The organism is Micromonospora sp. WMMD729 (assembly GCF_049315225.1).
Lineage (GTDB): Bacteria > Actinomycetota > Actinomycetes > Mycobacteriales > Micromonosporaceae > Micromonospora.
On the sequence record NZ_CP186059.1, the window covers coordinates 4,777,197 to 4,801,573 of the forward strand.

Genomic DNA, 24,377 nt, shown 5'->3' on the forward strand with positions numbered 1-24,377 from the left:
CCGAGGGTACGGATTGCTCCGCCGAAGCTGGGGCAAGATGAGGGCATGCCCACCCTGCGTCTCGCCCTGTCCCAGGTCAACCCGACCGTCGGCGACCTCGCCGGCAACGCCGACCTGGTCCGCAGCTGGACCCGTCAGGCCGCCAACGCCGGCGCCCAGTTGGTGCTCTTCCCGGAGATGATGTTGACCGGTTACCCGGTCGAGGACCTGGTCTTCCGGCGGTCCTTCGTCGCCGCGTCCCAGGCCGCCCTGCGGCAGCTCGCCGCCGACCTCGCCGGTGATGGTCTCGGTGACCTGCCGGTCGTGGTCGGCTACCTGGACGCCGACGGGCCGCCGCAGGTCAGCGGGGACGCCGAGCCGGGGCGCGGGGCCCGCAACGCCGCCGCGCTGCTGCACCGGGGCGAGGTGGTCGCCCGCTACTTCAAGCACCACCTGCCCAACTACGGCGTCTTCGACGAGGACCGCTACTTCGTCTCCGGCGACGAGCTGACCGTCGTGCGGATCGGCGGGGTGGACGTCGCGCTGACCATCTGCGAGGACCTGTGGCAGGCCGGCGGGCCGTTCGCCGCCGCCCGGCAGGCGGGCGTCGGCCTCGTGGTCAACATCAACGGCTCGCCGTACGAGTTGAACAAGGACGACATCCGGCTGCCGCTGGTCCGCCGCCGGGCCGCCGAGGCGAACGCCACCATCGCGTACGTGAACATGATCGGCGGCCAGGACGAGCTGGTCTTCGAGGGCGACTCGATGATCGTCACTCCGGACGGCGAGCTGCTCACCCGCGCCCCGCAGTTCGTCGAGCACCTGCTCGTGCACGACGTCGAGCTGCCGGCCGCGACCACGACCCCGGGCGGCGAGAGCATCGCCGACGGCATGCGGGTGGCGTACCACACGGTGGACGCCATCCCGCCCGCGCCGGCCGGTCCCGCCGTCACCGGCGGGCGGATCGAGCCGGTCGCCGACGAGGCCGAGGTCTGGCACGCGCTGGTGCTCGGCCTGCGCGACTACGTCAACAAGAACCGGTTCTCGTCGGTGGTGCTGGGTCTCTCCGGCGGCATCGACTCGGCGGTGGTGGCCGCCCTCGCCGTCGACGCGCTCGGCCCGGACCGGGTGGTCGGCGTGTCGCTGCCCAGCCAGCACTCCTCCGAGCACTCCCGGGAGGACGCCGCCGACCTGGCCAAGCGCACCGGGCTCGACTACCGCGTCGAGCCGATCCAGCCGATGGTGGACGCCTTCCTGGCGAACCTCTCGCTGTCCGGGATCGCCGTGGAGAACCTCCAGGCCCGGGTACGCGGTGTCATCCTGATGGCGCTGTCGAACCAGGAGGGCCACCTGGTGCTGACCACCGGCAACAAGAGCGAGCTGGCGGTCGGCTACTCCACGCTGTACGGCGACTCGGTGGGCGGCTTCAACCCGATCAAGGACGTCTGGAAGACGCTGGTGTGGCGGCTCGCGAAGTGGCGCAACGCGGACGCGGCCCGTCGTGGCGAGACCGCCCCGATCCCGGAGAACTCGATCGGCAAGCCGCCGAGCGCCGAACTGAGCCCGGGCCAGCTCGACAGCGACTCGCTGCCCGACTACGACGTGCTGGACCCGATCCTCATCGGCTACGTGGACGGCGACCTGGGCCGGGACGGGCTGGTCGAGTCGGGCCACGACCCGGCCGTGGTCGACAAGGTGCTGCGACTGGTGGATACCGCCGAGTACAAGCGACGCCAGTCCGCGCCGGGTACGAAGATCTCTATGAAGGCGTTCGGCCGAGACCGTCGACTGCCGATCACGAACCGGTGGCGCGAGCACGGCTGAGCGTCGTACCCCCGCGGGGTTGCCGGGCCGTGCTGCGGCCCGGCGGCCCACCGGCGGGCCCGCCGCCCGGCGAGCGCGGAGTGACATCTTGCACTGCGCCCTGCCGCCGCCCCGCCTCGCGGTGCGACGATCGGCGGAGCCCGGGGACCGCGCAGGCGGCCTCGAGGAAGGGAGACAGTCATGATCGAGTCCACTCCGCACGAGGTGACCGCGCTGTACGGCGGACCGGCCACCCGTCGGGTCCGCACCCGCGACCTGATCGCCGCCAAGGAGCGCGGCGAACGGTGGCCGATGCTCACCTCGTACGACCAGTACACGGCGGGGATCTTCGACCGGGCCGGCGTACCGGTGCTGCTGGTCGGCGATTCGGCGGCGAACAACGTGTTCGGCTACGAGACCACCCTGCCGGTCACCGCCGACGAGCTGTTGCCGCTGGTACGGGCCGTGGTGCGCGCGACGAGGCAGTCGCTCGTCGTCGGTGACCTGCCGTTCGGCTCCTACGAGGAGGGGCCGACCCAGGCGCTGCGCACCGCCGTCCGGTTCATGAAGGAGGGCGGCTGCCACGCGGTGAAGCTGGAGGGCGGCCGACGCTGCGCCGCGCAGATCGCCGCGATCGTCGGCGCCGGCATCCCGGTGATGGCGCACATCGGCTTCACCCCGCAGAGCGAACACACCCTGGGTGGCTACCGGGTGCAGGGCCGGGGCGACACGGCCGACGAGGTGCTGGCCGACGCGCGCGCGGTGGCCGAGGCGGGCGCGTTCGCGGTCGTGCTGGAGATGGTGCCGGGTGCGGTGGCCAAGCAGATCACCCACGAGCTGTCCATTCCCACCGTCGGTATCGGCGCCGGCCCGGACACCGACGCCCAGGTGCTGGTCTGGCAGGACATGGCCGGCCTGCGCACCGGCAAGGCGCCGCGCTTCGTGAAGCGCTACGCCGACCTCGCGGACGTCCTCACCGACGCCACCCGACGCTTCGCCGAAGAGGTCCGTGGCGGCGAGTTCCCCGCCGCCGAGCACACCTTCTAGTAGTCCAGCGGCCCGGGCCGGCGGGGGTCGCGTCCACCCCCGTCGCCCGGTCCCGTCCTGGTCCCGGTCGCCGTGGCCGCACGGGTCGCGGCGACCGCCGGGTCAGATGGTGACGACGACCTTCCCCGCCGGGTGACCGTACCGGAGGTGATCGATCGCGTCCGCCGCCTGGGCCAGCGGATAGGTGCGGTCGACCGCCGGGGTGAGCGCCCCCGACTCGATGAGCTTCCCCAGCTCCTCCAGGTCCCTGGTGCGCTCGACCGCGTTCACGCTCCGCAGCCGTTGACCGACGAACAGGGACAGCAGCGGCGCCCGGAACATCTGCCGGCCGTAGCCGCTGAGCACCGGACCCTTGGTGTAACTGCCGCCGACCAGCGCCAGTGTCCCGTGCGGGGTGAGGGCGCGGCGCAGGAGCGAGATCGGCCGATCGCCGCCGGTGTCGATGACCACGTCGTAGATCGGGCCACCGCGGTCGATCTCCTCGCTGGTGTGGTCGAGGACGTCGTCGGCGCCGAGGGCGCGGACGAACGCGGCCCTGGTCGGCGCGCAGACGGCGGTGACCGTCGCCCCGTACGCCTTGGCGAGCTGTACGGCGTGCGACCCGACGCCGCCGGATGCGCCGATGACCAGCACGCGGTGTCCCCGGCGCACCGCGCCGCTGTCGCGGACCGCACGCAGCGCCGTCATCCCGGAGACCGGCGCGGCGGCCGCCTGCGCGAACGACAGGTTGGCCGGTTTGCGGGCCAGCCGCCGCTCCGGCGTGCTGGCGAACTCGGCGTACGAGCCGCGTGGACAGGTGCCGAACACCTCGTCGCCGGGCCGGAACCGGGTGACCCGAGGGCCGACCGCAATCACCACCCCGGCGAGGTCCCGGCCGCGCACCGGCACCCGGGGCCGGCGCAGCCCGCTGGCCAGCCGCGCCAGGTACGGGCGACCGGTCATGAAGATCCACACTCCGGGATCGACCCCGGCGGCGCGGACCTGGACGAGGACCTCGTCGTCCCGCACGGTCGGTTGGTCGATGTCGCGGAGGCGCAGCACGTCGGCCGGGCCGTAGTTGTCCTGGACGATGGCCTTCATGGTGTCGTCTCCTCGGGGTACTGGAAGACGTCGTCGAGGCGTGCGTTGAACAGACGCGCGATCTTGAACGCCATCTCCAGCGACGGCGAGTAGCGACTCTGCTCGATGGCGATGACGGTCTGCCGGGTCACGCCGATCCGCTCGGCGAGCTCGGCCTGGGTCATCTCGCCGTGCGCGAAGCGCAGCGCGCGGATGTTGTTCGTGACGCGGGTCGGCTTCACCACTGCGGGACACCCTTGCGGTAGACGATCACCTTGGCCAGCGAGCCGACCGCCGCCGACAGGACGAAGCACAGGTAGATGACGTTGGCGATCCAGAACCAGTCCCACTCGGCCAGCGCCATCAGCATCGCCGACAACGCGCCGATGGCCACGAACGCCTGGCCGACGTGGTCACCGAGCCGTCCGATCTCGCGGTCACGGACGTCCTTGGCCCGGGAGGCGCCCGGGTTGACCACACCCATCGCGATCTCGGCCACGATGCTCGCGACGACGGCCCCGCCGATCGTCCACAGCAGAGCCGCGGCGTACGGGGTGGCGGTGAGCGGGCCACCGTCGGCCCGGTTCAGGACGACGGCGGCGTAGACGGCGTAGCCCACCACGCTGACCACCAGCATGATCCAGGCGCGCTTCTCCTCGTGTGTCACGACCGCCTCCTACGTGTAAAGAATTCTTGACACGCTCATGGTATGGCGTCTTTGACATCATGTCTAGAAAGTTTTACACGACGACATTGATCACGACGACTGGTTTGGGCACGGCCCGAGCACAGGGCGCGTCGTCGACGGCGGTCTGGTTGCGCGACCGCCTGCGGTTGACAGTTCCCGGGCGTGCGACGCTCCCCCGGCCAGAAACGTCGCGCATGCCACGACTCCGTGGGATCACCCGCTCCGGTCGCGGCGCCTACGGTTGCCCGATGGAACTCGACTACTACTCCCCCGCCGAAGGCGTCGCCATCACGAGTGACCGGACGAGCCTCGATCGCCTCGCCGACCTTATGGCGAGCGGGGGTGAGCTGAACCTCGGACAGCCGGCTCAACCGCGACACCTGCGGGGTGTCCTCGTAGTCCCGGCGGACGGCACCGTCGCCATCGGCGTCGACGAGCGCGGCTATCTCACCGTCCGCGGTGGTGCGGAGTGTCGATCGGTCCTCGCCGACCTGCTACGCGATGTGGCCGCCATGGATGACGGCGGCCACGTCCACCTGGAGTACGTCGAGGGCCACGAGTTCCTGGCACCGCACAGCGTGCCGCTCATCCTCACCAGTCCGCACGGCGGAATGCCCCGACGCCGACCAAGCAACCGCCACGAGGGCGACGAGCCCACCGAGACCGATCGTCAGAGGTCGGTGACGCGGATGCCGGCGTGGGCCTTGTAGCGCTTGTTGATGGCGATCAGGTTCGCGGTGAACGCCTCGATCTGGTGGGCGTTGCGCAGCCGGCCGGCGTAGATGCCGCGCATCCCGGGGATCCGGGCGGCGAGCGCCCCGACGATGTCGACGAGTTCCCGGTCCTCGGTGCAGATCAGCACGTCGAGGTCGATCCGGTCGACCTCGGGGTCGGCCAGCAGTGGCGCGCTCACGTGGTTGAACGCGGCGCAGACGCGGGAGTCGGGCAGCAGCGCGGCGGCCTGCTGGACGGCGCTGCCCTCGGCGACGGTGAGCGCGTACGGGCCCTGCTTGTCGAAGCCCAGCGGGTTGACACAGTCGACGACGATCGTGCCGGCCAGCGGCTCGGCGAGGGCGGCCACGGTGGCGGCGTGCCCGTCCCACGGCACCGCGATGATCACCACGTCGCTGCGGCGGGCCACCTCGTCGTTGGCCGCGCCGCTGATGCGCACGTCGGCGGGCATCCGGGGCAGCGCGGCGATCTCGGCGGCGGATTCGGCGGCCCGCTCGGCGGAGCGCGAGCCGATCAGCACCGTCTGCCCGGCCCGCGCGAGTCGATAGGCGAGGCCGCGCCCCTGGTCGCCGGTGCCGCCGATGATGCCGACCGTCAGCCCGGAAACGTCGGGCAGCGTGCTCGCGTCGTATGCCATGGACCCATCCTCGCAAACCGCCGGGCGCGCCAGAGTCGCCAGCCTCTGTGACCCGCGCGACCCGACGCCTGACGACTCAGGCCAGCTCGAACAGCACCGTGCGGGTCGCCGGGTCGGCGGTGACCAGGCGGACCCGGACCCGTTCGCCCAGGGGCAGGTCGCCGAGGCAGCGGCTGCGGACCGGCGGGGCGTCCAGGGCCACCGTTCCGCCGGGCGGGCGCGGCCGGGACTTGCCGTTGGGAGGGGTGTCGACGTCGAGCACCGCCGCGTCGAAGGTCTCCCCCACCCGGTGTTCCAGGAGCACCGCCTCGGCCAGTTCGACCGCGCCCCGGCTGGCCGCCGAGGCGGTGCGGTCGGTGCTGGCCATCACCTCGGGCAGCCGGGGCAGCGCGGCGCGCGCCCAGTCGGGCACCTCCCGGCCCGCGTGCAGAGCCAGGCAGACCTCTGTCGCGTACCGGTCGGCCAGGCGCCGCAGCGGCGCCGTGACGTGGGCGTACGCGGCCGCGACCCCACCGTGCTCCGGCTGCTCCGGACGACTGCCGTCGAAGGCGGTGTACGCGGCGCCACGCATCAGTTCGGCGGCCTGGTCGATGAACGCGGCGGCCCGGGGCTGCGCGGCGTCCAACCCGGCGATCACCTCGCCGGGGCTCGCGCCGTCCGGCCAGCGCACGCCCAGCGGGGCTGCGGCCGCCCGCAGGCGTTGCACCGCCTCCGGCTTCGGCGGGGGCATCGTCCGCAGCAGACCGATACGGCCGGCCAGCATGATGTCGGCGGCGGCCATTCCGGTCAGCAGCGAGATCTGGGCGTTGTGCTCCTCCATCGGCGCCGGCCCGCGCAGCACCAGCTGCCACCCGTCGCCGTCGGGCTCCACGTCCTGCTCGGGCAGCGGCAGGTTGATGGCCCCCCGGCGTAGTCCCCGGGCGGTCAGCCGGTCGCCGATCTCGGGCAGCAGCGCGATCGGCTCGGGCAGCCGACCGGCGTCGGACGCCGCCTGCACGCCGGTGTAGTCGAGCTTCGCCCGGCTGCGTACCAGGGCGCGCTCCAGCTCGACGGCGACGGTGCCGCCGTCGGCGTCCAGGTCGATGGTCCACACCACGGCGGCGCGGTCGTCGTCGGGCAGCAGACTCGCCGCGCCCTCGCTGAGCGTCACCGGGTGCAGCGGCACGTTGCCGTCGGGCAGGTAGACCGTCTGCCCGCGTCGCCAGGTCTCCTCCTCCAGGGCGCCGCCCGGGCGGACGTGCGCGGCCACGTCCGCGATCGCGTACCGCACCCGGTAGCCGCCGCCCGGCCGACTGGCCAGGTGCATCGCCTGGTCCAGGTCACGGGAGGTGGCCGGGTCGACCGTGACGAACGGTATGTCGGTGCGGTCGACGGTCGGCCGGGGCGGCGTGGCGGCCGCCGCGTCGGCCTCCCGCTGCGCCGCGGCCGGATAGTCCTCGGGCAGGCCGAGCTCGCGGCGCAGCGCGCCGAAGTCGATGCGGGGGGCGAGTACGCGTCGGATGACCACGGGTCAATCCTGACATTGCCGCCGGTGATCCGCTTCCGGTGACCGGCCGAGTCCACGCCGCGCCGCCCGGCCAGCCCGGCGCGGCGACCAGCGCCAACCCGGGGACAACCAGTGGTCAGCCGGTCGCCTTACGGGCCGTGGCCCGCGTACCCCTCGGGGCGGTTGCCCGTGCGGCGACCGGACGCGGCGGTGACTTGCGGGCGGTCACCTTGCGGGCCGACGTCGTGGCGGCGGTGGTCTTCTTCGCCGGGGCCCTCTTCGCCGCCGCCTTGCGGGCGGTCGTCGACGACGTGCTGGTCACCTTCGCGGCCGGGGCCTTCTTCGCCGCCGCCTTGCGGGCGCCGCCGGCCGGCCGGGTCGCCGTCTTCTTCGCCGCCGTGGTCTTCTTCGCCGGGGCCTTCTTCGCGGGCGCCTTCTTGGCGGCCGTCTTCTTCACCGCCGACGCCTTGGTCGCGACCTTGCGGGCGGGCGCCTTCGCCGCGGCCGTGGTCCGCTTGGCCGCCGACGCGGTGGTCTTCTTCGCCGCGCTGGTGGTCTTCTTCGCCGCGCTCGTCGTCTTCTTCGCCGCGCTGGTGGTCTTCGTCGCGGTGGCGCTCTTGCGCGCCGTGGATGCCGGGCTCCGCTTCGCGGCGGTGGTCGTCCCCCGGGCGGAGGTGGTCTTCGCGGGCGCCTTCTTGGCCGCCGTGGTCCGGGCCGTGGTCGCGGTCTTCTTCGCGGGGGCCTTCTTGGCCGCCGTGGTCCGCGCCGTGGTCGTGGTCTTCGTCGCGGTGGTCTTCTTGGCGGTGGCCTTCTTCGCGGGGGCCTTCTTCGCCGCCGTGGTCGTCTTCTTCGCCGGGGCACGCCCCGCGCCGCCGGCCGCCTTGCGGGCCGGCGCCTTCGCCACGCCCGTGGTGGACTTGCGCACGGGAGTGGTCCGGCTCGCCGACGTGCCACGCTCCGCCGCGGCGGTCTTCTTCGCGGTGGTCTTGCGGGCAGCCGGGCGGGTGGTGGCCTGCTGGGTAACGGCCATCGTGGTTCCCTCCTTGGGGACGTGCTCTCGCGTGCGTCCTCGCGGAGCACGAACTACCGCGACGCGGGCCGTCCCGCGCCGTCTACCTGTCCTCCCCGGCCCAACGCGCGTCCTCGGCCTCCCACGCCTCGTTCCGCTCCTGCACGCGTTGCAGGGCGTTCTCCGCGTCGGCCGCCGAGTTGTACGGGCCGAGGACGTGCTTCGCCGGACACACGTCGGCGTCCGTCTCGACCCGGTGGTGTCGGGTGCACCAGTAGAACTGCCCACTACGTCCGCTGTCGCTCATGGGAAATACTGTGCACCGCGAACCGGTCGCCCGCCACCGGATCACACAAGTCGCCTAACCCTCTCCACAGTAGAGACGCTCCTCGCACCGCGGGCGAAAACGGCGAAAGAAGTGCAGGTGGGGGGCATTGGACGTGCGGGAACCCGGGCCGGGAGCGCCGGTGCGCGCGGCCTATGATCGCCCGATGGCGGTACCGGACTACATCGTGCGGATGCGCAAGCACGTCGGCCACGACCTGCTGTGGCTGCCCAGCGTCAGCGCGGTGATCCGCAACGACGCCGGTGAGCTGCTGCTCGGCCAACGCTCGGACGACAGGCGATGGTCGGTGATCAGCGGCTTCGTCGAGCCGGGCGAACAACCGGCCACCGCCCTGGTCCGGGAGGTACGGGAGGAGACCGGCCTGGACGTGACTCCGTTGCGCCTGACCAGCGCGGTCTCCCACCCGCACACCTACCCCAACGGCGACCGCTGCGAGTACCTCAACCTGGGCTTCGTCTGCCAGGTGGTCGCCGGCACCGCGCGGGTCAACGACGACGAGTCGCTGGACGTGCGGTGGTTTGGACTGGACCGGCTGCCCGAGTTGGACAAGCACGCGCTGCTGGTCATCGCCTACGCGCTGCGCGACAACCCGTCGGCCGGCCACCTGCCGTCCGGCACCACCTGGGACGACGTGCCCGACTGAGGCTCAGGCCGCGACCCGTTCGACGGGAATCCACAACTCGGCGTCCGCCGTGCTCCCGTCCGCGGACACCCGTACCCGGGAGATCTCCGGTCCGGGTCGGCTGCGGTACGGGTTGGACGGGAACCACTGGGTGAACACATCCCGCCACAGGAACTGCACCGCCTGCGGAAACGCGCCGGAGGTGCTGAACACCGCCCACGTACCGGCCCGCACCGGCAGCGCGTCCAGGTCCTCCGGTGGCGTGGCCGAGGTGACCACGCCGTGCCAGTAGTCCAGCTCGCTGCCCTCGGCGCGGCTGTCGGCCAGGTTGTCGCTGACGTTGACGATCCCGGCCGGCTCCTGGTCGGAGAGCGCCTCGATCCGGGCGGTCGTGTCCCTGTCGATGCTCTTGATGAACGCGACGATCGCCGGGTTCATCCCCTCGTGCACCAGCGGGACCCGGGCCTTGAGTCCCACCAGCGCGAACGCGTCCTTGGTGACGATTCGGTACTCCATGCTGCCACTCCCTTCCACGGTGAGTCGGAAGGACATCCGGGGCTGGGCACGCAGCGCCGCCCCCGTACGCCGGGCTTCTCCGGGCCCCACGCCGTGCACGGCGTGGAACGCCCGGGCGAACGCCTCGGCCGATCCGTAGCCGTAGCGCACCGCGACGTCGAGCAGCGTCCGCTCCCCCGCCAGCACGTCCGCCCCGGCGACGGTGAGCCGACGGCGGCGGATGTACTCGGACAGCGGCATGCCGGCCAGCGCGGAGAACAGCCGCCGGAAGTGGTACTCCGACGTGAGCGCGATCCGGGCCAGGTCGGCCACCTCGATCTGCTGGTCGAGGTGCCGCTCGATGTGCGCCATGGCCTCGTTGAGCCGTTCCAGCATCCGGGCCTCCTTCCCTTACGAGCAGCAACGCTAGGTGTCCGGGCAGGGGCCCCACCCGACATCCGATGCCCGCGATGGTCGGGTGCCTCAGCGCGGCGGCTGCCGCATGAGCCAGGTGGGTACCGGCTCCGACAGGGTGCCGATCACCTCCCAGCCGGCGCGGCGGTACAGCTCGACGTTGGCCGGGTTGCTGGTCTCCAGGATCGCCGGCACGCCGTCGGCGGCGGCGCGGGCCAGTCCGGCCCGCATGACCGCGCGGCCCCAGCCGCGTCCGGCGCTGTCCGGGTGGGTGCCCAGGACACCCAGATACCAGAAGGGGTACGCCGGCAGGGCCGCGTGTACGGCGTCGTCGTAGCCCTGGACCCGGGCCAGCACGTCGGCGGGGTAACGAGCGGCGGCACCGCCGTCCGGCGACGGATGCCCGGCGGCCTGCGGTGCGGCCGGTGGGTCCCAGAGGGCGACCGAGGCGCCCGCGCCGATCGTCCAGATCGACGACCGGTGCACCCGCTTGTCGAAGAGGTCCCCGAAGAAGGTCGCGGCGTGCCGCGGGTAGCTCTCATCGTCCGGAAACAGGTGCCGCAGGATGGGATCCCTGACGAACGCGGCGACAAGCGTGCCGACCACGGCGTCCCGGTCGGCAGGGGTGGCGATGGTGATCTCGGGCGCGGTCACAGCGGTCGACACTACCGCCGGTAGGGCGGCCGTGACCTACCCGAACGTGAAGGCGTACGCCTCGGCACCGGGCGCGTCGAAACTGATCTGGACGGTCCGCTCGCGGATCGCGCCGTCCTGCCGGACGAGCTGGTACAGGCGCCCCTCCTGGAGCACGCCGTTGCCGTCGGCGTCGACGTCCACGCCGTGCGACGGGCCGGGCGGCTCGCCGTCGAGGTACACCCGGTACGGGATCGGCCCCTGCCCGTTCGGCGACAGCACGAGGTGCGCGTCGCGGGCGTGGAAGCGGAAGGCGACGCCTCCGCCGGCCTGTGCGAGCACCGCCTTCTCCGGGCCGATCGTCCACTCCCCGTCCAGGGCCCACTGGTTGAGGCCCAGGCGCTCGGGCAGGTGGTAGCCGCGGCGTTCGTCGAGGGCGGCGCCCTCCGGCGACGCGAAGTGCCCGCCGCGACCGAAGCCGAGGTACGTCTCGGGCGTGCGCAACTGGTCCCAGTCCGCCGCCGCCTCGACGCCGGCCCCCTCGACGGGTACGAGGTTCCGCTCGATGCCGAGCAGCCGCTGGATGACCCGTTCGGACTGCTCGTAGCGGCCCTCACCGAAGTGCTCGTCGCTGATCACGCCGTCGGCGTCGACGAAGTAGAGCGCCGGCCAGTACTGGTTGGCGAACGCACCCCAGATCGCGTAGTCGCTGTCGACCGCGACCGGGTAGTCGATGTCGCGCGCGGCGACGGCGGCGCGTACCCAGTCGAGCTGGTGCTCGAATCCGAACTCCGGCGTGTGCACCCCGACGACGACCAGGCCGTCGTCCCGGTACGCCCGCGACCAGGCCCGCACGTACGGCTCCTGGCGCAACCAGTTGATGCAGGTCAGCGTCCAGAAGTTGACGAGTACGACGCGCCCGCGCAGCTCGGCGGGGCCGAGCGGCTCGGAGTTGAGCCACTCGACCGCCCCGCCGAGCGGCGGCAGGTGCACCCGACCGAACGCGGCCATCTAGCGCAGCGACCGGAAGGCGGTGCGCAGCTCCTCGGAGAACAGCTTCGGCTGCTCCCAGGCCGCGAAGTGCCCGCCCACGTCGAGCTTGTTGTAGTAGATGAGGTTCGGGTACGCCTGCTCGGCCCAGCTCTGCGGCGCCTCGTACAGCTCGTCGGGGAAGACGCTCACCGCGACCGGGATGTTCACGCCCTTGGTGGCGAAGAACGAGAGCTTGTTCTCCGCGTACAGGCGGGACGCGGAGACCGCGGTGTTCGTCAGCCAGTAGAGCGAGATGTTGTCCAGGATGTCGTCGCGGGTCAGGCCCGCCTGGGCGCCCTCGAAGACCTTCGCGATCAGGGCGAGGCTCTTCGCGTCGTGGTCGAGCAGGAACGACGCCAGGCCCACCGGGGAGTCCGCCAGGGCGGTCAGCGTCTGCGGACGGGTCGCCATCATCAGGGCGTACGCGACGTGCTTCCACACGTAGTCCAGTTCGGTGGCCGCGCGCATCTCGTCGTCGGACAGGCCCGAGGGCAGCGAGCCCATGGCGTTGTTCGCGCCCGTGGTGTCGCCCTGGAACAGCAGGTCGATCTCGGGCGGGACCGCGCCGGGCATGTTGGTGTGAATGCCGAGCAGCTGCGGTGGGGCCTGCACGCCCATCTGGTCCACGATCACCGCTCCCCAGTCGCCGCCCTGGGCGACGAACCGGTCGTAGCCGAGGCGCGTCATCAGCTCGGTCCAGGCGGTCGCGATCTTCTGCGGGTTCCAGCCCGTGGCGGTGGGTTTGCCGGAGAAGCCGTGCCCGGGCAGCGACGGGATCACCAGGTGGAACGCGTCCGACGCGCTCGCGCCGTGCGCCGTCGGGTCGGTCAACGGCTCGATGATCTTCATCTGCTCGATCACCGAGCCCGGCCACCCGTGGGTGACGATGAGCGGGAGCGCGTCCTCGTGCTTGGAGCGGACGTGGATGAAGTGGATGTCCACCCCGTCGATGGTGGTCATGAACTGCGGTACGGCGTTCAGCCGTGCCTCGACCTTGCGCCAGTCGTACTCGTTCTCCCAGTAACGGGCGACGGCTTGGATGGTCGCCAGTGGCACGCCCTGCGACTGGTCGTCGACGATCTCCTTTTCCGGCCACCGGGTGGCCGCGATGCGCCGTTTCAGGTCGTCGAGGTCGGCCTGGGGGATTTCCACCGTGAACGGCCGGATCTCTGTGGTGCCCGGACGTGCCTTCGTCTTGACCGCCATGCGTGCTTCCTCTCCGTCTGAGTTCGCGCGACCTGCGGAAACGACGGGTGCGCCAGGCTGAGAAGGCCGCACCGCCGCCATCTCCCGGAGCGTAGAACGCAACGGAATGACCGCGTGGCGATACGGGAAGTCAGCGGTCGCCGGGGGCGGCGACGGCGTGCTCGGCGGCTCGACTGACCTGTTCCCACGCCGCCCAGGTGTCCATCCGCTGACGGGAGAGGTCGAACGCCAGGTCGTAGACCATGCTGCCGAGCAGGAGCCGCAGCGGTGGATCGTCGCTGTCGACCAGCCGCAGCAACGCCTCGGCGGCGAGTCGGGGTTCGCTGTCGATCGAGCCGTCCGCCCACTGCCGCTCCAACTCGGCGCGGAGCGGCGCGTAGACCTCCAGCGGAGTCGTGGCGCTGATGCTGGTGTAGAGGTCGGTCCAGTAGCCGCCCGGCTGCACGATGCTGAGCCGGACGCCGAAGGCCGCCGCCTCCCGTGCCAGCGCTTCGCTCATGCCTTCCAGGGCGAACTTGCTCGCGCTGTACAGGCCGCTGCTGGGGAAGCCACCGAGTGCGGCGATGCTGGAAACCTGCACGATGTGGCCGGACCGCTGGGCGCGCAGGTGTGGCAGCACGGCCTGACTGACCCACAGCGCGCCGAAGAGGTTGACCTCGAACTGGGCGCGCGCCTCGGCCTCGGTGAACTCCTCGACCATGCCCATGGACAGGGTGCCGGCGTTGTTGACGACGATGTCGAGGCGTCCGACCTGCGCGACGGCGGCGTCCACGGCGGCGAGGACCGCCGTGCGGTCGGTGACGTCGAGTTTCAGCGTCAGCAGCCGGTCGGCGTGCCGTTCGGCGAAGTCGTCCGCCGAGACGGTCCGGGATGCGGCGACCACCCGATCGCCACGCTCCAGCGCGGCGTCGGCGAAGGCGCGGCCCAGACCGCGACTCGCGCCGGTGATGAACCAGGTACGCATGACGGTCTCCCTCGATCAGATGAGACGAGACGGTCCGTCTCGGCATGTCCCGAACAGTAGGCCGCATCGCCATCTCCGTCAAGACGAGACGGTCCGTCTCGCGCTGGTAGAGTGATCGCCCATGACGCCCAACACGGCCCGCCGCAACGAGACGTCGCGCCGCGCCATCCTCACCGCGGCGTTCGAACTGCTCCAGGAGACGGGGTACGCGAAGCTCAGCATCGAGGGCATCGCCACGCGGGCCGGCGTCGGCAAACAGACCATCTACCGCTGGTGGCCGTCCAAGGGCGCGGTCATCTTCGACGCGTTCCTCATGCTCAGTGAGGGTGCTGAGGGCGAGCCGCCGACGCTGCCGGACACCGGCGACCTGGCGGCGGACCTGAGGGTCGTGCTCCGCGCCACCGTCGTGGAGCTGACCGATCCCCGCTACGAGCAGCCGATGCGCGCCCTGGCCACCGAGATCGCGCACGACCCCGAGCTGGCGGCGGTCTATGCCGAGCGGCTGGACGGGCCGTTGAAGGAGGCCAAACGGCAGCGGCTGCGTAGCGCCCAGCGGGCGGGACAACTCGCCGAGGACGTCGACCTCGACGTGGCGGTGGACCTGATCTGGGGGCCGTTGTTCAGCCGTTGGCTCCAGCGCAGCGGGCCGCTCACCGCCGCGTACGCCGACCGCGTCGTCAGCACCGCCCTCGACGGTCTGCGTCCCCGCCGATCCGGCGCGTAGCCCGTCGGGGATATCCCCAGGGCCTGTTTCATAAGGGCGGCCAGTTCTTAATGATCCACTCGCCTTCCGTGAAACCGGCCTGTCCTGAACACCCGGACACCCCGATCTCAAGGAAGTCGAGTGGATCTGGAGCGAGCCCTCGACGGTCTGCGTCCCCGCCGATCCGGCGGGTAACCGCCTTTGCGCTGCCTGCGGATCATGCGGCAACATCAGGCGCCGTGACGGCACCAGGCACGGAACCCGTAAGCGACAGCCCAGCCAGCACGCCCCGGTCGCTGCGATGGCTTCGGCGCTGGTGGGCCGGGGCCGGGGTCGCCGCCCTGGCCGCCGTCCTCGGCATCACCCTCGCCGTACGCGGTGGCGCCACCCCGGCCTGCGCCGCGCCGCCCAGCGGCAACACCGTCCACAAGGGAACGGCAAGCTTCTACGACGCCGGTCGCTCGGGCGGCACCTGCTCCCTGCCGGGCCCGCCCGCGGACCGCCTCTACGTGGCCCTCGGCTCCGCGCAGTACGCCAAGGCCGCCGCCTGCGGCAGCTACCTCGACGTCACCGGCCCCAAGGGCACGGTCCGGGTGCTGGTCATGGACCAGTGCGCCGGGTGCGGCTCCAACAAGATCGACCTCTCCACCGAGGCGTTCGCCCGGATCGCCGACCGCTCGCAGGGCATCGCTCCCGTGACGTACCGGGCAGTGGTGAACCCCCCGCTCGACGGCGGCCTCACCTTCCGGATCAAGGGCGGGGCGTCGCAGTGGTGGTTCGCGGTGCAGGTCGGCAACCACGGCAACCCGCTGCGCTCGGTCGAGGCGAAGGGCCCGACCGGCGGGTTCCGCAAGGCCGCCCGCCAGGTCGACAACTACTGGACCATCGAGGACGGGATCGGTCCCGGCCCGTACACCATCCGGGTCACCGACGGGTACGGCCACCAGGCGACCGTCACGGGCATCCGCATGACGCCGAGGAAGGTCCAGCGCACCACGACGCCCCTCGTCGCCGCCCCGCCGAGCGCCTCCTCGACGCCCGCCCCGACCCCGTCGCCGTCGCTCTCGCCGACGCCAACGGCGGAGTCAGCCGCGCCGACGACGACGGTCGAGGCCCTGGCGGGCGCAGCTCCACTGGCCGCCGCCCGCTGCTGACCCCGCGCCAGCCGCAGCGCTTGTCGTGGGGCCCGCGCGCGGCTGCGACGTGTGCGCGGCCTGCCGCCCACGGCATGAGGCGTCCGGCATGCCGGCGCTCGGCGTGCCGGCGCTCGGCGTGCCGGCGCCCGGCGTGCCGGCGCCCGGCGGGCGGCCCGCGCCTGCGCGTGCGGCCTGCGCCTGCGGCCTGCGGCCTGCGGCGTGATGCACTCCAGATCGCCGAAATGGCGGCATCCGAGCGGCGTGAAACCCCCACATCGCCGACCTGGAGTCGATCACGCCCACCGGTGGCGCGTCAGGTGCTGATGGCACCCATAACGGCGGCGGTGTTGCCACGGGCGGCACGCTCACCGGCGGCCACCACCTCTTCCGGGGTGGCGCCACGGGCCATCGCCTTGGCCATGGCCTCCTGACGCCGCTGCTCGATCTGCTCGCTCCGCCTCTGCTTCAACCGATTCCAGAAAGACATGCGTCAGACCATCCCCGCGCACCGGCGGCCGCAAACCGATCAGGAGGCGTGCCCCCCTCCGGCAGGCGGACGACCGCGTCCAGGCCGCCCGCACGCACGCCACGCGCAGGCCGCACGCACGCCACGCGCAGGCCGAGCGCCACGCGCAGGCCGAGCACACGTCGCCCGCACACCACGCGCAGGCCAAGCGCACACCACGTGCCGGCCGAGCGCACGCCGCCCGCACACCACGCGCAGGCCAAGCGCACACCACACGCAGCCCAAGCGCACGCCGCGCGCAGGTCGCTCGCGCCGAGCGCAGGCCGCGCCGGAAAGAGAGAAGAGACACCCGCTGTCGCCCGTTGACAGGCGTTTCGGGCGAGTGACAGCGTTGTCATCGACTCATTTCCTCCATATGAGACGAGGAGCGCATCTTGCTCTATCGGCACTCACCCCGCCGCCGGGCGACAGCGGCCGCCGCGGCCGGCATTCTCGTCACGGGCCTGGCGCTCGCCCCCTCCGCGCCGGCCCAGGCCAAACCTCACGGCGCGCAGGACGAAGCCGTACGGTCGGGCAACGCACGATTCGAAGTGCTGTCCCCGACCCTGATCCGCACCGAGTACCAGAAGGACGGCCGGTTCACCGACGCCGCCACGTTCAACGCCATCGGGCGCGACGACTTCGCCCGTACCCGTTTCACGAAGCGCGTCGAGAACGGCTGGCTCACCATCGACACCGGCGCGATGACGCTGCGCTACCGGGTCGGTTCGGGCGCGTTCACCGCCGACAACCTCACCGTGCGGCTCACGACCGGCAAACAGACCGTGCAGGGCCAGCCCTGGGCCGGTCACACCGCGCCGGCCTGCACGTTCGGCGCGCTCTGCGAGGCCGAGTCGCTGCAATTTAACGGTCCCGGCGTGGCCACCGACCACCAGGGATACACCGGGCGCGGTTTCGCGGCCGGCTTCGCCGCGTCCGGCGACTCGCTCACGTTCGCGCTGGACGCGCCACAGGGCGGCACGAGGCAGCTCGCGGTCCGCTACGCCAACAGCACCGGCGGCGACGGCCAGAACGTGGCCCGCACCCTGACCGTCCGGATCGACGGCGACGCCGGCCGTACGCTGACGCTGCCGCCCACCGCGAACTGGGACACCTGGGGCCTGGCCACCGTGCCGGTCGACCTCAGCGCCGGCCGGCACGAGATCAGCGTCGTTCGGGGTCCCAACGACTCCGGCAACGTGAACGTCGACAGCCTCGCCGTGGTCAACCCGGGTGACCCGTTCCCCGCGCCGGCCGCCCCACAGCCGCAGCCTCTGCGGTTCGGCACCCTGGGCGAGGCCGAGACCGGCGCGCTGACCGGCGGCGCACGGCCCGCGAACGACCACAACGGCGCATCGGGTACGGGTTTCCTGGCCGGCCTGGAGAACACCAGCGCCGCCGTGGCGCTCACCGTGACCGAGGTACCCGCCGAGGGCGACTACCAGGTGCAGATCCGGTACGCCAACGGCCAGGCCGGCGCCCAGCCGAGCCAGGCGCGGACCATGTCGGTGACGGCGGGAGCGACGGCACCGGTCACCGCGACCCTGCCGCCGACCAGCGGTTGGGACTACTGGAACACCGTCTCCGTCCCGGTCCACCTCGACGGTGGCACCAACACCGTGACGCTGGGCTGCCCCACGCAGGCGAGCTGCAACGTCAACATCGACACGGTCGCCGTCACGGGCAAGGAGTCACCGCTACTCGCCCCGCACGCGCCACTTGGCGGCTACCGCCGGGGCCTGGACGGCGTGAGCGGTGCCGCGCTCACCGCGCCGGGCCTGCTCTACCAGGACGGCTGGTACCTGCTCGACGACTCGGCCTCGGCCCTGCGCACCACCAAGCCCCGGCCCGCTCCCGAGCAGGACGGGTACGTCTTCGCGTACGGGCAGGACTTCACCCGTGGCCTCAAGGACCTGTCGACCCTGACCGGCCCCACGAAGTTGCTGCCCAAGTGGGCGTACGGGGTGTGGTACTCCGAGTACTACGACCGCACCGCCACCGAGTTCCAGGCCCTGGTGAACCGGGCGAGGGCTGAGGGCGTACCCATGGATGTTCTTGTCCTTGACACCGACATCAAGGCGCCGGACAAGTGGAACGGCTGGAGCATCGACCCCACCCGCATCCCCGACCCGAAGGCGTTCTTCGACTGGGCGAAGAAGCAGGGCCTGCACACCGGCATCAACATCCACCCGAGCATCCTCGGGTCGGACCCGAAGTTCGCCCAGGCGCAGGCCACCGCGAAGGGCAAGCTGCAACGCGTGGGCTGCAACGGCGGCCCCGACTGCTACGCGTTCGACTTCGGCGACCCGGACCAGCTCAAGGCGTACCTCGAGCTGCACGACGGGATGCTGCCGAAGAACAGCAAGGGCCCCGACTTCTGGTGGCTGGACTGGTGCTGCGACAACACCAGGTCCTCGCTCGCCGGGGTGACCGGAGACGCGTGGATCAACCAGCAGTACGCCGACAAGACCGGCTTCGCGTTCTCCCGCGCGTACGGGTCGTTGCAGGCCGGCGGCTACAGCAGCCCCACCCCCGTGGCCACCGGCCCGTGGGCGGACAAGCGCACGACGCTGCACTTCACCGGCGACACCACCAGCGACTGGCAGACTCTCCAGATGGAGGTCGGCTACACGCCGGGCGAGTCGGCCGCGACCGGGCTGGCCGCCGTCAGCCACGACATCGGCGGGCACACCGGCGGCCTGCGGGAGCCGGGGAGCGAGCCGGGCAGCACCAAGCTGCCCGACGACCTGTACGCCCGGTGGGTGCAGTTCGGCACGTTCCAGCCCATCGACCGGCTGCACTCCAACCACAGCGACCGGCTGCCCTGGCAGTACGGCCCGGCCGCGAACGCGTCGGCCAAGAAGTTCCTCAACCTGCGCAAGGAACTCCAGCCGTACACCTACGCCGCCGCCAAGGAGGCAACCCGCACGGGTACGCCGATCGTCCGCTCGATGTACCTGGCGTACCCGAACGAGCAGGCCGCGTACGCCACCGCCGGCTCGCAGTACCTCTACGGCCCGGACTACCTGGTGGCACCGGTGACGACACCGGGCACCACCGCCACGACGTCGGTGTGGTTCCCGCCGGGCAACAGTTGGACGGACATCTTCACCGGGAAGACGTACCGGGGCGGCACCACGCAGAACATCACCACGACGCTGGACACCATGCCGGTGTTCAAGAAGCACTGACGATCTGGCGTGACACCGGCCGGGTGGGGTGACCCACCCGGCCGGTTCGTTTCTTTGCCGGGCTCAGCGTCGGCGTGACGTACGCAGCTAGTCCCTCAACGGCCCCGCTGACGGTGCTCTGCCAGTTCGGCGAAGGGCAGGGGGCAGCAGGTGCTTCCCGCGCAGGCGACCAGGTCGTCGCAGCCGGCCGAGATGGCGTTCCGCAACGTGTCGCGGATGACCGTCAGGTCCGCCAACCTCTGCTCGATCTCGACGAGCTTCTCCCTGGCACGCGCCTGGAGGCCGGCGTCGGACCGACCGCGGTGTTGGTGTTTGGTGGCGTCGAGCAGGTCGCCCACCTCGTCGAGGGTGAAGCCCAGGCGTTGCGCGGTCTTGATGACTCGCAGCAGGGTGACCGCCTCGGCAGGGTAGAGCCGGTGCCCGCCCGGCGAACGCGGCGGCGAGTCGAGCAGCCCTCGGCGCTCGTAGTAGCGCAGGGTCTGCTGGTTGACCCCCGCCGCGTCGGCCAGTTGACCGCTGCGCAGGCGCGACCCGGTCACCTCCCGGTCCGGGAAGACAGGGCCCGCTCGACGAGGGCGTCGAGCACGTCGACGTGGGCCGCCGGCACCCGGACGTCCAGCGAGAGCGAGTCGGGGTCCGGCCGGGAGAAGCCGAAGGTGAAGAACGAGCAGCAGGATGATTCTCGGGCTGTCAGGTCCCGTGCCATCTCCTCGGTCTGCGCCGCACCGTCGAGCCGCAACCGCAGATGCTGCGCCGACAGTCGGTCGATGCCCCGTACCGCGGCGGTGAAGAACCGATCGAACTCGGCGAGCCGCAACGGCCGTTCGGCCGTCGGGAGGGTGCAGGCATCCGGCACCCCGGCCTCGTCCGTCGTGACGTGGCGGTCACTCATACCGATCGACGGTAAGCCCGTACCCGGGTACCAGATGCAAGCCCGACGGCGCGGCCAGGCCTCATCCGCGGATCGCTCGGGCTGCGATCGTCAGTAGCGCGTCGAGGAGTTTCAGCGTGCGGTAGAGCGCGTAGAAGATCCACACACCGAACAGGCAGACGGCGACGATGAACAGGACAGGCCCGACAAATGCCGAGTTCTCGCCCGCCCAGCCGCCCCCGCTCGCGATGGTCGCCACGACGCCGAGCAGCACGGCAGCGCGCCCCAGCCCCTTCAACGCCTGCCAGAGTGCCACCGCGGAGGCGGGCCGAGCCGGTGACGAGGGCGCGATGGGCAACGCCTCGGGTGCCTGCATCGCCAACTCGTGGAGCTGCCGCCCAGCGGCCCGGTCCCGTTCGTGCGGAGAGACCCGCAGGACCGCCTCCAACGCGCAGAGGTCGTCCCGGCTGCGTAGCCGTCCGGTGCGCGGATCGCTGAGCAGCAGGATGGTCACCGGACGTCCCTTGTGTCCCGGCCGAGTGAGCAGCCAGGCCTCGCCGTAGCCCTTCAGCGAGCCCGGTCGCAGGATGTCGACGCTTCCGGAATGCAAACTCATCGGGTAGGTCGGGGTGTCAGTGCCGATCACGAGATTCGTCTCGTTGATCATCGCCGAACCGTTCGCGAGGTCCCGGCAGTCGCCCAAAATTCGCCAGACCGCGCGGGTGGCCACGACGATTGCCGCCAGGCACGCGACCAGCACGATGACGCCGAGCAGCTCGTTGCGCTTCGCCACCGCGCCGATGACCAGCAGCGAGGGGAGCAGGACAAGCAGGTACCAGCCAGCGAACAGCAGGGCCTTCCGCCGATCCAGCCACCGCATCAACCGGAAATGATCGGGCCCGTCGGGAAAACGCCGCAGCGGGATCGCGCCGGCTGGCCGCGTCAGCTGTCGGCAGAGGTTGTGAAACCGGTCGCCCGCCAGCGCGGCCACGTCGCGCAAGAGCAGATCGTCCTCGTAGTCCACCTCGCTGAGCTGGAACAGTTCCACGGCAGCCTGGCCGCCCAGCCCAGTCTCCTCGGTGAGCGGGACTCCCAGGCTCACCCCGGCCGCCGGCACCAGTAGCAACCGCGGAGCCGCCGCGCTGCCCGGGCGAGCCGTCGCGGGAGCGTCAGCGAGCACAACCGCCGTGACCTCGTCCCAACGCAGGTCCCGTTTGAACTTCGGCGTCCGCACCGACAAGCCTCGCGCGTCGACATCGACGCGGAACGGCAGCACCGCGTGCCGCAGCACCGCACCGGCGATCGCCAGACCGAACAGCACAACCGCCCCGCAGAAGAGCAGACCGATCCAGCCGACTTCTATCGTCAACGCCGCATAGGTGACCGAGATTGCCCCCCAGAGCATCAACAACCCGAACAGAAAGGGGATCAGGCGGTCGATGTACGGGCGCCGCAGCTTCACCAGCTCATCATCGAACGTCGAGTCAACGCGCCCGTCGCGCCGACAGGCCTCCGCCTGCACCGAAACGCCCTGACCGTCTTCGGTACGGGACGATGAGCCGACCCCACCCACCCGGTGCTCGCCCCCGTACCATCCCTCAGTGATCTCGAATGCCTTCGATACGCGCGGTGGGCTCACCTACGTTGACCGCCTCGACTTCACCCGAGGCAGCCCGCTCAGGGCTGTCCGCCGGATGGCCTGGCCGACGGTGAAGCTGCACGTGGACGACAGCACATTGACCCTGTCATCCCGTACCAGCTCGGACACCTTGCGCCACTTCCAGGTGGAGGCACTGCCGCACCGACCTCTGCACGGACGGTTCCCGCTGCCGGCGACCGCCGTCTCCTTTCAGGTCGAGGGACGCGACCAGGTCCTGCTCTTCTGGACTCCGCGCGTTGGCGCGGTCCTGCGTAAACTCGCCGATCTCGGCTGGGACGCCGAAGACCCTGGGGCCTGAGCCTCACTCCGTGGTGCGGTCGGGACTGATCAGCCGGTGAGGCCGCCGGGCCAGCGACAACCACCCGAGGAACCTGGCGTGCATCACCGGCAGGTCCGGGCGCAACCCCAGGCCGTACGCGTCGTCGATCGCGTCGTGCATCGACGCCGCCAGGTAGAACGCCAAGGCGATGGAGTGCCCGTAGAACTCGGCCGCCAGAGTGAGCTGGGCCGGACCGCACGGCCAGGGCGCGGCGCAGTTGCGGCACAGCCACGCCGGACGCATCGGCAGGTGCGGGCGAGGGCGGGTTGTCATCCGACCCGCACCCGGGCTCGCCTGCTCTTGGCCGGCCTGGTCGGTTGGACCGGCAGGGCTTGCAGCCGCACGCCCACACGCCTCACGTACAGCTCTCGTCGCGCCACGGCGTCGCTCGCCGCGTTGAGCTGGTACCCCTCGATCCAGACCCATCCGTCGTACGTGTGCCGCTCGGGCAACTCACGGATGACGCGTACGACGATCGGGCGCAGAAACTGCACGCTCGCGGCGACGGTCAGGTGGACGAGGTCGCCGGCCTTCATCGGCCTCTCGTGCTTGTCGTCGGGCACGGTCCCCCCTTGCTGGCGTTGAGAAGGGGCCGCTCCCGTGAGTGCTCGCCCGCCGGAAGCGGCCCCGCTGCGAACGCGACCGCCGGTCTCGTGGTCCCTACCAGCCGCGCCGCCTGGTGACACTCTGCTGTGGAGGCCACTACGCTCGGAAGGTGTTCCAGGTCGCCGGGCCGGAGCTGGCGGAACAGACTCCGGACGTGTAGCGCCTCGGGTAGTCGATCTCCGAGCTGAGGAGCCTTGAATGGCTGACGTGCCGAGCCCGCTGGCGGACTTCATCGTGGGCGAGATCCGGCGCGCTCGGGGTGCGTCGGGAATGACACAGGAGGCGTTCGGGCGAGCGGCGGGCTTCAGCGCGTCCCACGTCAGCGCCGTGGAGAGCGGCACCCGAGCGCTGACGATGGACTTCATCAAGGGCGGTGATCGGGCGCTGAAGAACGGCGGGCTCTTCGAACGCCTGGCGACGACGTTCGGCACCCCGTCGTGGTTCCTGCCCTGGCTGGACGCCGAGCAAGAGGCGACCCAGCTTCGCTACTTCGAGCCCAACCTGATCCCCGGCCTGCTCCAGGTGGAGCACTACGCACGCACCGTCCTACGAACGGACGAGAGCCTCACCGACGACGAGGTAGAGCAACGGGTACAGGCGCGCATGAGCCGGCAGGCAATCCTGACCGGCGAGCGCCGGCCGCAGTTCGTCGCCGTGCTGGACGAAGGCGCGATACGGCGTACCGGCGATGACCTGGGCGGAATCATGGCTCAGCAGATCGCCCACCTCATCGCGATGGCCGAGCTTCCACATGTTCACGTCCACATCGTTCCGGCCGCCAGCGGCCTACACATCGGGCTGTCCGGACCGTTTGCGCTGGCCCGGTCGAAGGAGGGCGCGTGGGTAGGCCACCTCGAAAACCAGCTTGGCGGGGACGTCATCGACAAGGACGATGAGGTGGCTACGCTTCAGGCAAGGTGGGAGAGCGTCCGGAACGAAGCACTCCCGCGCCGGCAGTCCATCGACCTGCTGAAGGAAGTGGAGAGCCATCATGGACCTCAGTAACGCCCGGTGGCGCAAGTCCACCCGCAGCGGCGCGAGCGGCGGCAACTGCGTCGAGGTCGCCGACAACCTGCCCGGCGTCGTCGGTGTACGGGACAGCAAGGACCCCACCGGTCCAGCCCTCGCGTTCGACCCATCGGCCTGGCGTGCGTTCGTCACCCTGGTCCCTGAGCGGCGGTAATCGGCGCGAGTCGGAAACGCCCGTGGAGGCCGGCGCGAACGAGATGCGTTT

General features: G+C 71.3%; 28 protein-coding genes. 10 read left to right on the forward strand and 18 right to left on the reverse strand.

What is annotated here, in order from left to right; genetic code table 11:
* The first annotated feature begins 45 nt into the window (after positions 1 to 45).
* Together ACN263_RS21700 and panB are read left to right on the forward strand one after the other, a co-directional pair.
* Entirely contained in the window at positions 46 to 1,803 is a 1,758-nt protein-coding gene (locus tag ACN263_RS21700; RefSeq protein ID WP_422736191.1) for an NAD+ synthase, read from the forward strand.
* Between the two features lie 180 nt (positions 1,804 to 1,983).
* Positions 1,984 to 2,829 (forward strand): 3-methyl-2-oxobutanoate hydroxymethyltransferase, encoded by an 846-nt coding sequence (gene panB / locus ACN263_RS21705; RefSeq protein WP_422736192.1) that lies wholly within the window; start codon positions 1,984 to 1,986, stop codon positions 2,827 to 2,829.
* 102 nt (positions 2,830 to 2,931) lie between these two features.
* Here panB and ACN263_RS21710 read toward each other — a convergent pair whose 3' ends face one another.
* From ACN263_RS21710 to ACN263_RS21720, 3 genes are read right to left on the reverse strand one after another with little or no spacing between them, the layout of a single operon-like run.
* Entirely contained in the window at positions 2,932 to 3,909 is a 978-nt protein-coding gene (locus tag ACN263_RS21710; RefSeq protein ID WP_422736193.1) for an NAD(P)-dependent alcohol dehydrogenase, read from the reverse strand.
* A complete protein-coding gene (locus ACN263_RS21715; RefSeq protein ID WP_422740779.1) occupies positions 3,906 to 4,103 on the reverse strand; it encodes a helix-turn-helix transcriptional regulator in 198 nt (65 codons plus the stop codon). Before ACN263_RS21715 ends, ACN263_RS21710 begins: the two co-directional genes overlap by 4 nt.
* Positions 4,104 to 4,126: 23 nt before the next feature.
* On the reverse strand, positions 4,127 to 4,555 hold the full coding sequence (locus tag ACN263_RS21720) for a hypothetical protein (protein ID WP_422736194.1): 429 nt from the start codon (positions 4,553 to 4,555) through the stop codon (positions 4,127 to 4,129).
* Between the two features lie 269 nt (positions 4,556 to 4,824).
* Here ACN263_RS21720 and ACN263_RS21725 point away from each other — a divergent pair, with 269 nt between their 5' ends.
* Positions 4,825 to 5,286: an Imm32 family immunity protein gene (locus ACN263_RS21725; protein ID WP_422736195.1), complete on the forward strand. Its 462-nt coding sequence runs from the start codon at positions 4,825 to 4,827 to the stop codon at positions 5,284 to 5,286.
* On the opposite strand, the gene npdG is transcribed toward ACN263_RS21725, so the two are convergent.
* The 4 genes from npdG to ACN263_RS21745 all read right to left on the reverse strand — a co-directional run bounded on the left by npdG (position 5,247) and on the right by ACN263_RS21745 (position 8,747).
* On the reverse strand, positions 5,247 to 5,945 hold the full coding sequence (gene npdG / locus ACN263_RS21730; RefSeq protein ID WP_422736196.1) for an NADPH-dependent F420 reductase: 699 nt from the start codon (positions 5,943 to 5,945) through the stop codon (positions 5,247 to 5,249). The two genes, ACN263_RS21725 and npdG, sit on opposite strands and share 40 nt — an antisense overlap.
* A gap of 76 nt (positions 5,946 to 6,021) precedes the next feature.
* Positions 6,022 to 7,452, reverse strand: a complete 1,431-nt coding sequence (locus ACN263_RS21735) for an RNB domain-containing ribonuclease (protein WP_422736197.1) — start codon at positions 7,450 to 7,452, stop codon at positions 6,022 to 6,024.
* Positions 7,453 to 7,567: 115 nt separating this feature from the next.
* Complete coding sequence (locus ACN263_RS21740) at positions 7,568 to 8,461, reverse strand: histone (protein WP_422736198.1); 894 nt, start codon at positions 8,459 to 8,461, stop codon at positions 7,568 to 7,570.
* 82 nt (positions 8,462 to 8,543) lie between these two features.
* Positions 8,544 to 8,747, reverse strand: coding sequence for a hypothetical protein (locus ACN263_RS21745; RefSeq protein ID WP_355051468.1), 204 nt, complete (start codon positions 8,745 to 8,747; stop codon positions 8,544 to 8,546).
* Positions 8,748 to 8,931: 184 nt separating this feature from the next.
* On the opposite strand from ACN263_RS21745, the gene ACN263_RS21750 reads away from it, so the two are divergent.
* The gene (locus ACN263_RS21750; RefSeq protein ID WP_422736199.1) at positions 8,932 to 9,429 is read left to right on the forward strand and encodes an NUDIX hydrolase; all 498 of its coding nucleotides are present in this window, start codon (positions 8,932 to 8,934) and stop codon (positions 9,427 to 9,429) included.
* Positions 9,430 to 9,432: 3 nt separating this feature from the next.
* Here the strand turns inward: ACN263_RS21750 and ACN263_RS21755 are convergent, their stop codons facing one another.
* The 5 genes from ACN263_RS21755 to ACN263_RS21775 form a co-directional block, all read right to left on the reverse strand.
* The gene (locus ACN263_RS21755) at positions 9,433 to 10,299 is read right to left on the reverse strand and encodes a GyrI-like domain-containing protein (RefSeq protein WP_422736200.1); all 867 of its coding nucleotides are present in this window, start codon (positions 10,297 to 10,299) and stop codon (positions 9,433 to 9,435) included.
* Positions 10,300 to 10,386: 87 nt separating this feature from the next.
* Positions 10,387 to 10,971, reverse strand: coding sequence for a GNAT family N-acetyltransferase (locus ACN263_RS21760; protein ID WP_422736201.1), 585 nt, complete (start codon positions 10,969 to 10,971; stop codon positions 10,387 to 10,389).
* A gap of 36 nt (positions 10,972 to 11,007) precedes the next feature.
* Positions 11,008 to 11,961, reverse strand: a complete 954-nt coding sequence (locus tag ACN263_RS21765; RefSeq protein ID WP_422736202.1) for a redoxin family protein — start codon at positions 11,959 to 11,961, stop codon at positions 11,008 to 11,010.
* On the reverse strand, positions 11,962 to 13,188 hold the full coding sequence (locus tag ACN263_RS21770) for an epoxide hydrolase family protein (protein ID WP_422736203.1): 1,227 nt from the start codon (positions 13,186 to 13,188) through the stop codon (positions 11,962 to 11,964).
* Between the two features lie 130 nt (positions 13,189 to 13,318).
* Positions 13,319 to 14,152: an SDR family NAD(P)-dependent oxidoreductase gene (locus ACN263_RS21775; RefSeq protein ID WP_422736204.1), complete on the reverse strand. Its 834-nt coding sequence runs from the start codon at positions 14,150 to 14,152 to the stop codon at positions 13,319 to 13,321.
* A 121-nt stretch (positions 14,153 to 14,273) separates the two neighbouring features.
* Between ACN263_RS21775 and ACN263_RS21780 the strand changes: the two genes are divergently transcribed.
* Together ACN263_RS21780 and ACN263_RS21785 are read left to right on the forward strand one after the other, a co-directional pair.
* The gene (locus tag ACN263_RS21780) at positions 14,274 to 14,876 is read left to right on the forward strand and encodes a TetR/AcrR family transcriptional regulator (RefSeq protein ID WP_422736205.1); all 603 of its coding nucleotides are present in this window, start codon (positions 14,274 to 14,276) and stop codon (positions 14,874 to 14,876) included.
* 218 nt (positions 14,877 to 15,094) lie between these two features.
* A complete protein-coding gene (locus tag ACN263_RS21785) occupies positions 15,095 to 16,009 on the forward strand; it encodes an expansin EXLX1 family cellulose-binding protein (protein WP_422736206.1) in 915 nt (304 codons plus the stop codon).
* 295 nt (positions 16,010 to 16,304) lie between these two features.
* On the opposite strand, the gene ACN263_RS21790 is transcribed toward ACN263_RS21785, so the two are convergent.
* On the reverse strand, positions 16,305 to 16,478 hold the full coding sequence (locus ACN263_RS21790; protein ID WP_422736207.1) for a hypothetical protein: 174 nt from the start codon (positions 16,476 to 16,478) through the stop codon (positions 16,305 to 16,307).
* 569 nt (positions 16,479 to 17,047) lie between these two features.
* Here ACN263_RS21790 and ACN263_RS21795 point away from each other — a divergent pair.
* Positions 17,048 to 19,687: a TIM-barrel domain-containing protein gene (locus tag ACN263_RS21795; RefSeq protein ID WP_422736208.1), complete on the forward strand. Its 2,640-nt coding sequence runs from the start codon at positions 17,048 to 17,050 to the stop codon at positions 19,685 to 19,687.
* A 95-nt stretch (positions 19,688 to 19,782) separates the two neighbouring features.
* Here the strand turns inward: ACN263_RS21795 and ACN263_RS21800 are convergent, their stop codons facing one another.
* The 3 genes from ACN263_RS21800 to ACN263_RS21810 all read right to left on the reverse strand — a co-directional run bounded on the left by ACN263_RS21800 (position 19,783) and on the right by ACN263_RS21810 (position 22,080).
* Positions 19,783 to 20,226 (reverse strand): MerR family transcriptional regulator, encoded by a 444-nt coding sequence (locus ACN263_RS21800; RefSeq protein ID WP_422736209.1) that lies wholly within the window; start codon positions 20,224 to 20,226, stop codon positions 19,783 to 19,785.
* Entirely contained in the window at positions 20,223 to 20,579 is a 357-nt protein-coding gene (locus ACN263_RS21805; protein ID WP_422736210.1) for a hypothetical protein, read from the reverse strand. The genes ACN263_RS21800 and ACN263_RS21805 overlap by 4 nt, the downstream gene beginning before the upstream one ends.
* Positions 20,580 to 20,640: 61 nt before the next feature.
* Entirely contained in the window at positions 20,641 to 22,080 is a 1,440-nt protein-coding gene (locus ACN263_RS21810; protein ID WP_422736211.1) for a hypothetical protein, read from the reverse strand.
* A 79-nt stretch (positions 22,081 to 22,159) separates the two neighbouring features.
* On the opposite strand from ACN263_RS21810, the gene ACN263_RS21815 reads away from it, so the two are divergent.
* On the forward strand, positions 22,160 to 22,516 hold the full coding sequence (locus tag ACN263_RS21815) for a hypothetical protein (protein ID WP_422736212.1): 357 nt from the start codon (positions 22,160 to 22,162) through the stop codon (positions 22,514 to 22,516).
* A 3-nt stretch (positions 22,517 to 22,519) separates the two neighbouring features.
* On the opposite strand, the gene ACN263_RS21820 is transcribed toward ACN263_RS21815, so the two are convergent.
* Together ACN263_RS21820 and ACN263_RS21825 are read right to left on the reverse strand one after the other, a co-directional pair.
* Positions 22,520 to 22,810, reverse strand: coding sequence for a hypothetical protein (locus ACN263_RS21820; RefSeq protein WP_422736213.1), 291 nt, complete (start codon positions 22,808 to 22,810; stop codon positions 22,520 to 22,522).
* Entirely contained in the window at positions 22,807 to 23,073 is a 267-nt protein-coding gene (locus ACN263_RS21825) for a hypothetical protein (RefSeq protein ID WP_422740780.1), read from the reverse strand. Before ACN263_RS21825 ends, ACN263_RS21820 begins: the two co-directional genes overlap by 4 nt.
* Before the next feature lie 268 nt (positions 23,074 to 23,341).
* On the opposite strand from ACN263_RS21825, the gene ACN263_RS21830 reads away from it, so the two are divergent.
* Positions 23,342 to 24,148, forward strand: coding sequence for a helix-turn-helix domain-containing protein (locus tag ACN263_RS21830; RefSeq protein ID WP_422736214.1), 807 nt, complete (start codon positions 23,342 to 23,344; stop codon positions 24,146 to 24,148).
* Positions 24,135 to 24,326, forward strand: coding sequence for a DUF397 domain-containing protein (locus ACN263_RS21835; protein ID WP_422736215.1), 192 nt, complete (start codon positions 24,135 to 24,137; stop codon positions 24,324 to 24,326). The genes ACN263_RS21830 and ACN263_RS21835 overlap by 14 nt, the downstream gene beginning before the upstream one ends.
* Positions 24,327 to 24,377: the final 51 nt, after the last annotated feature.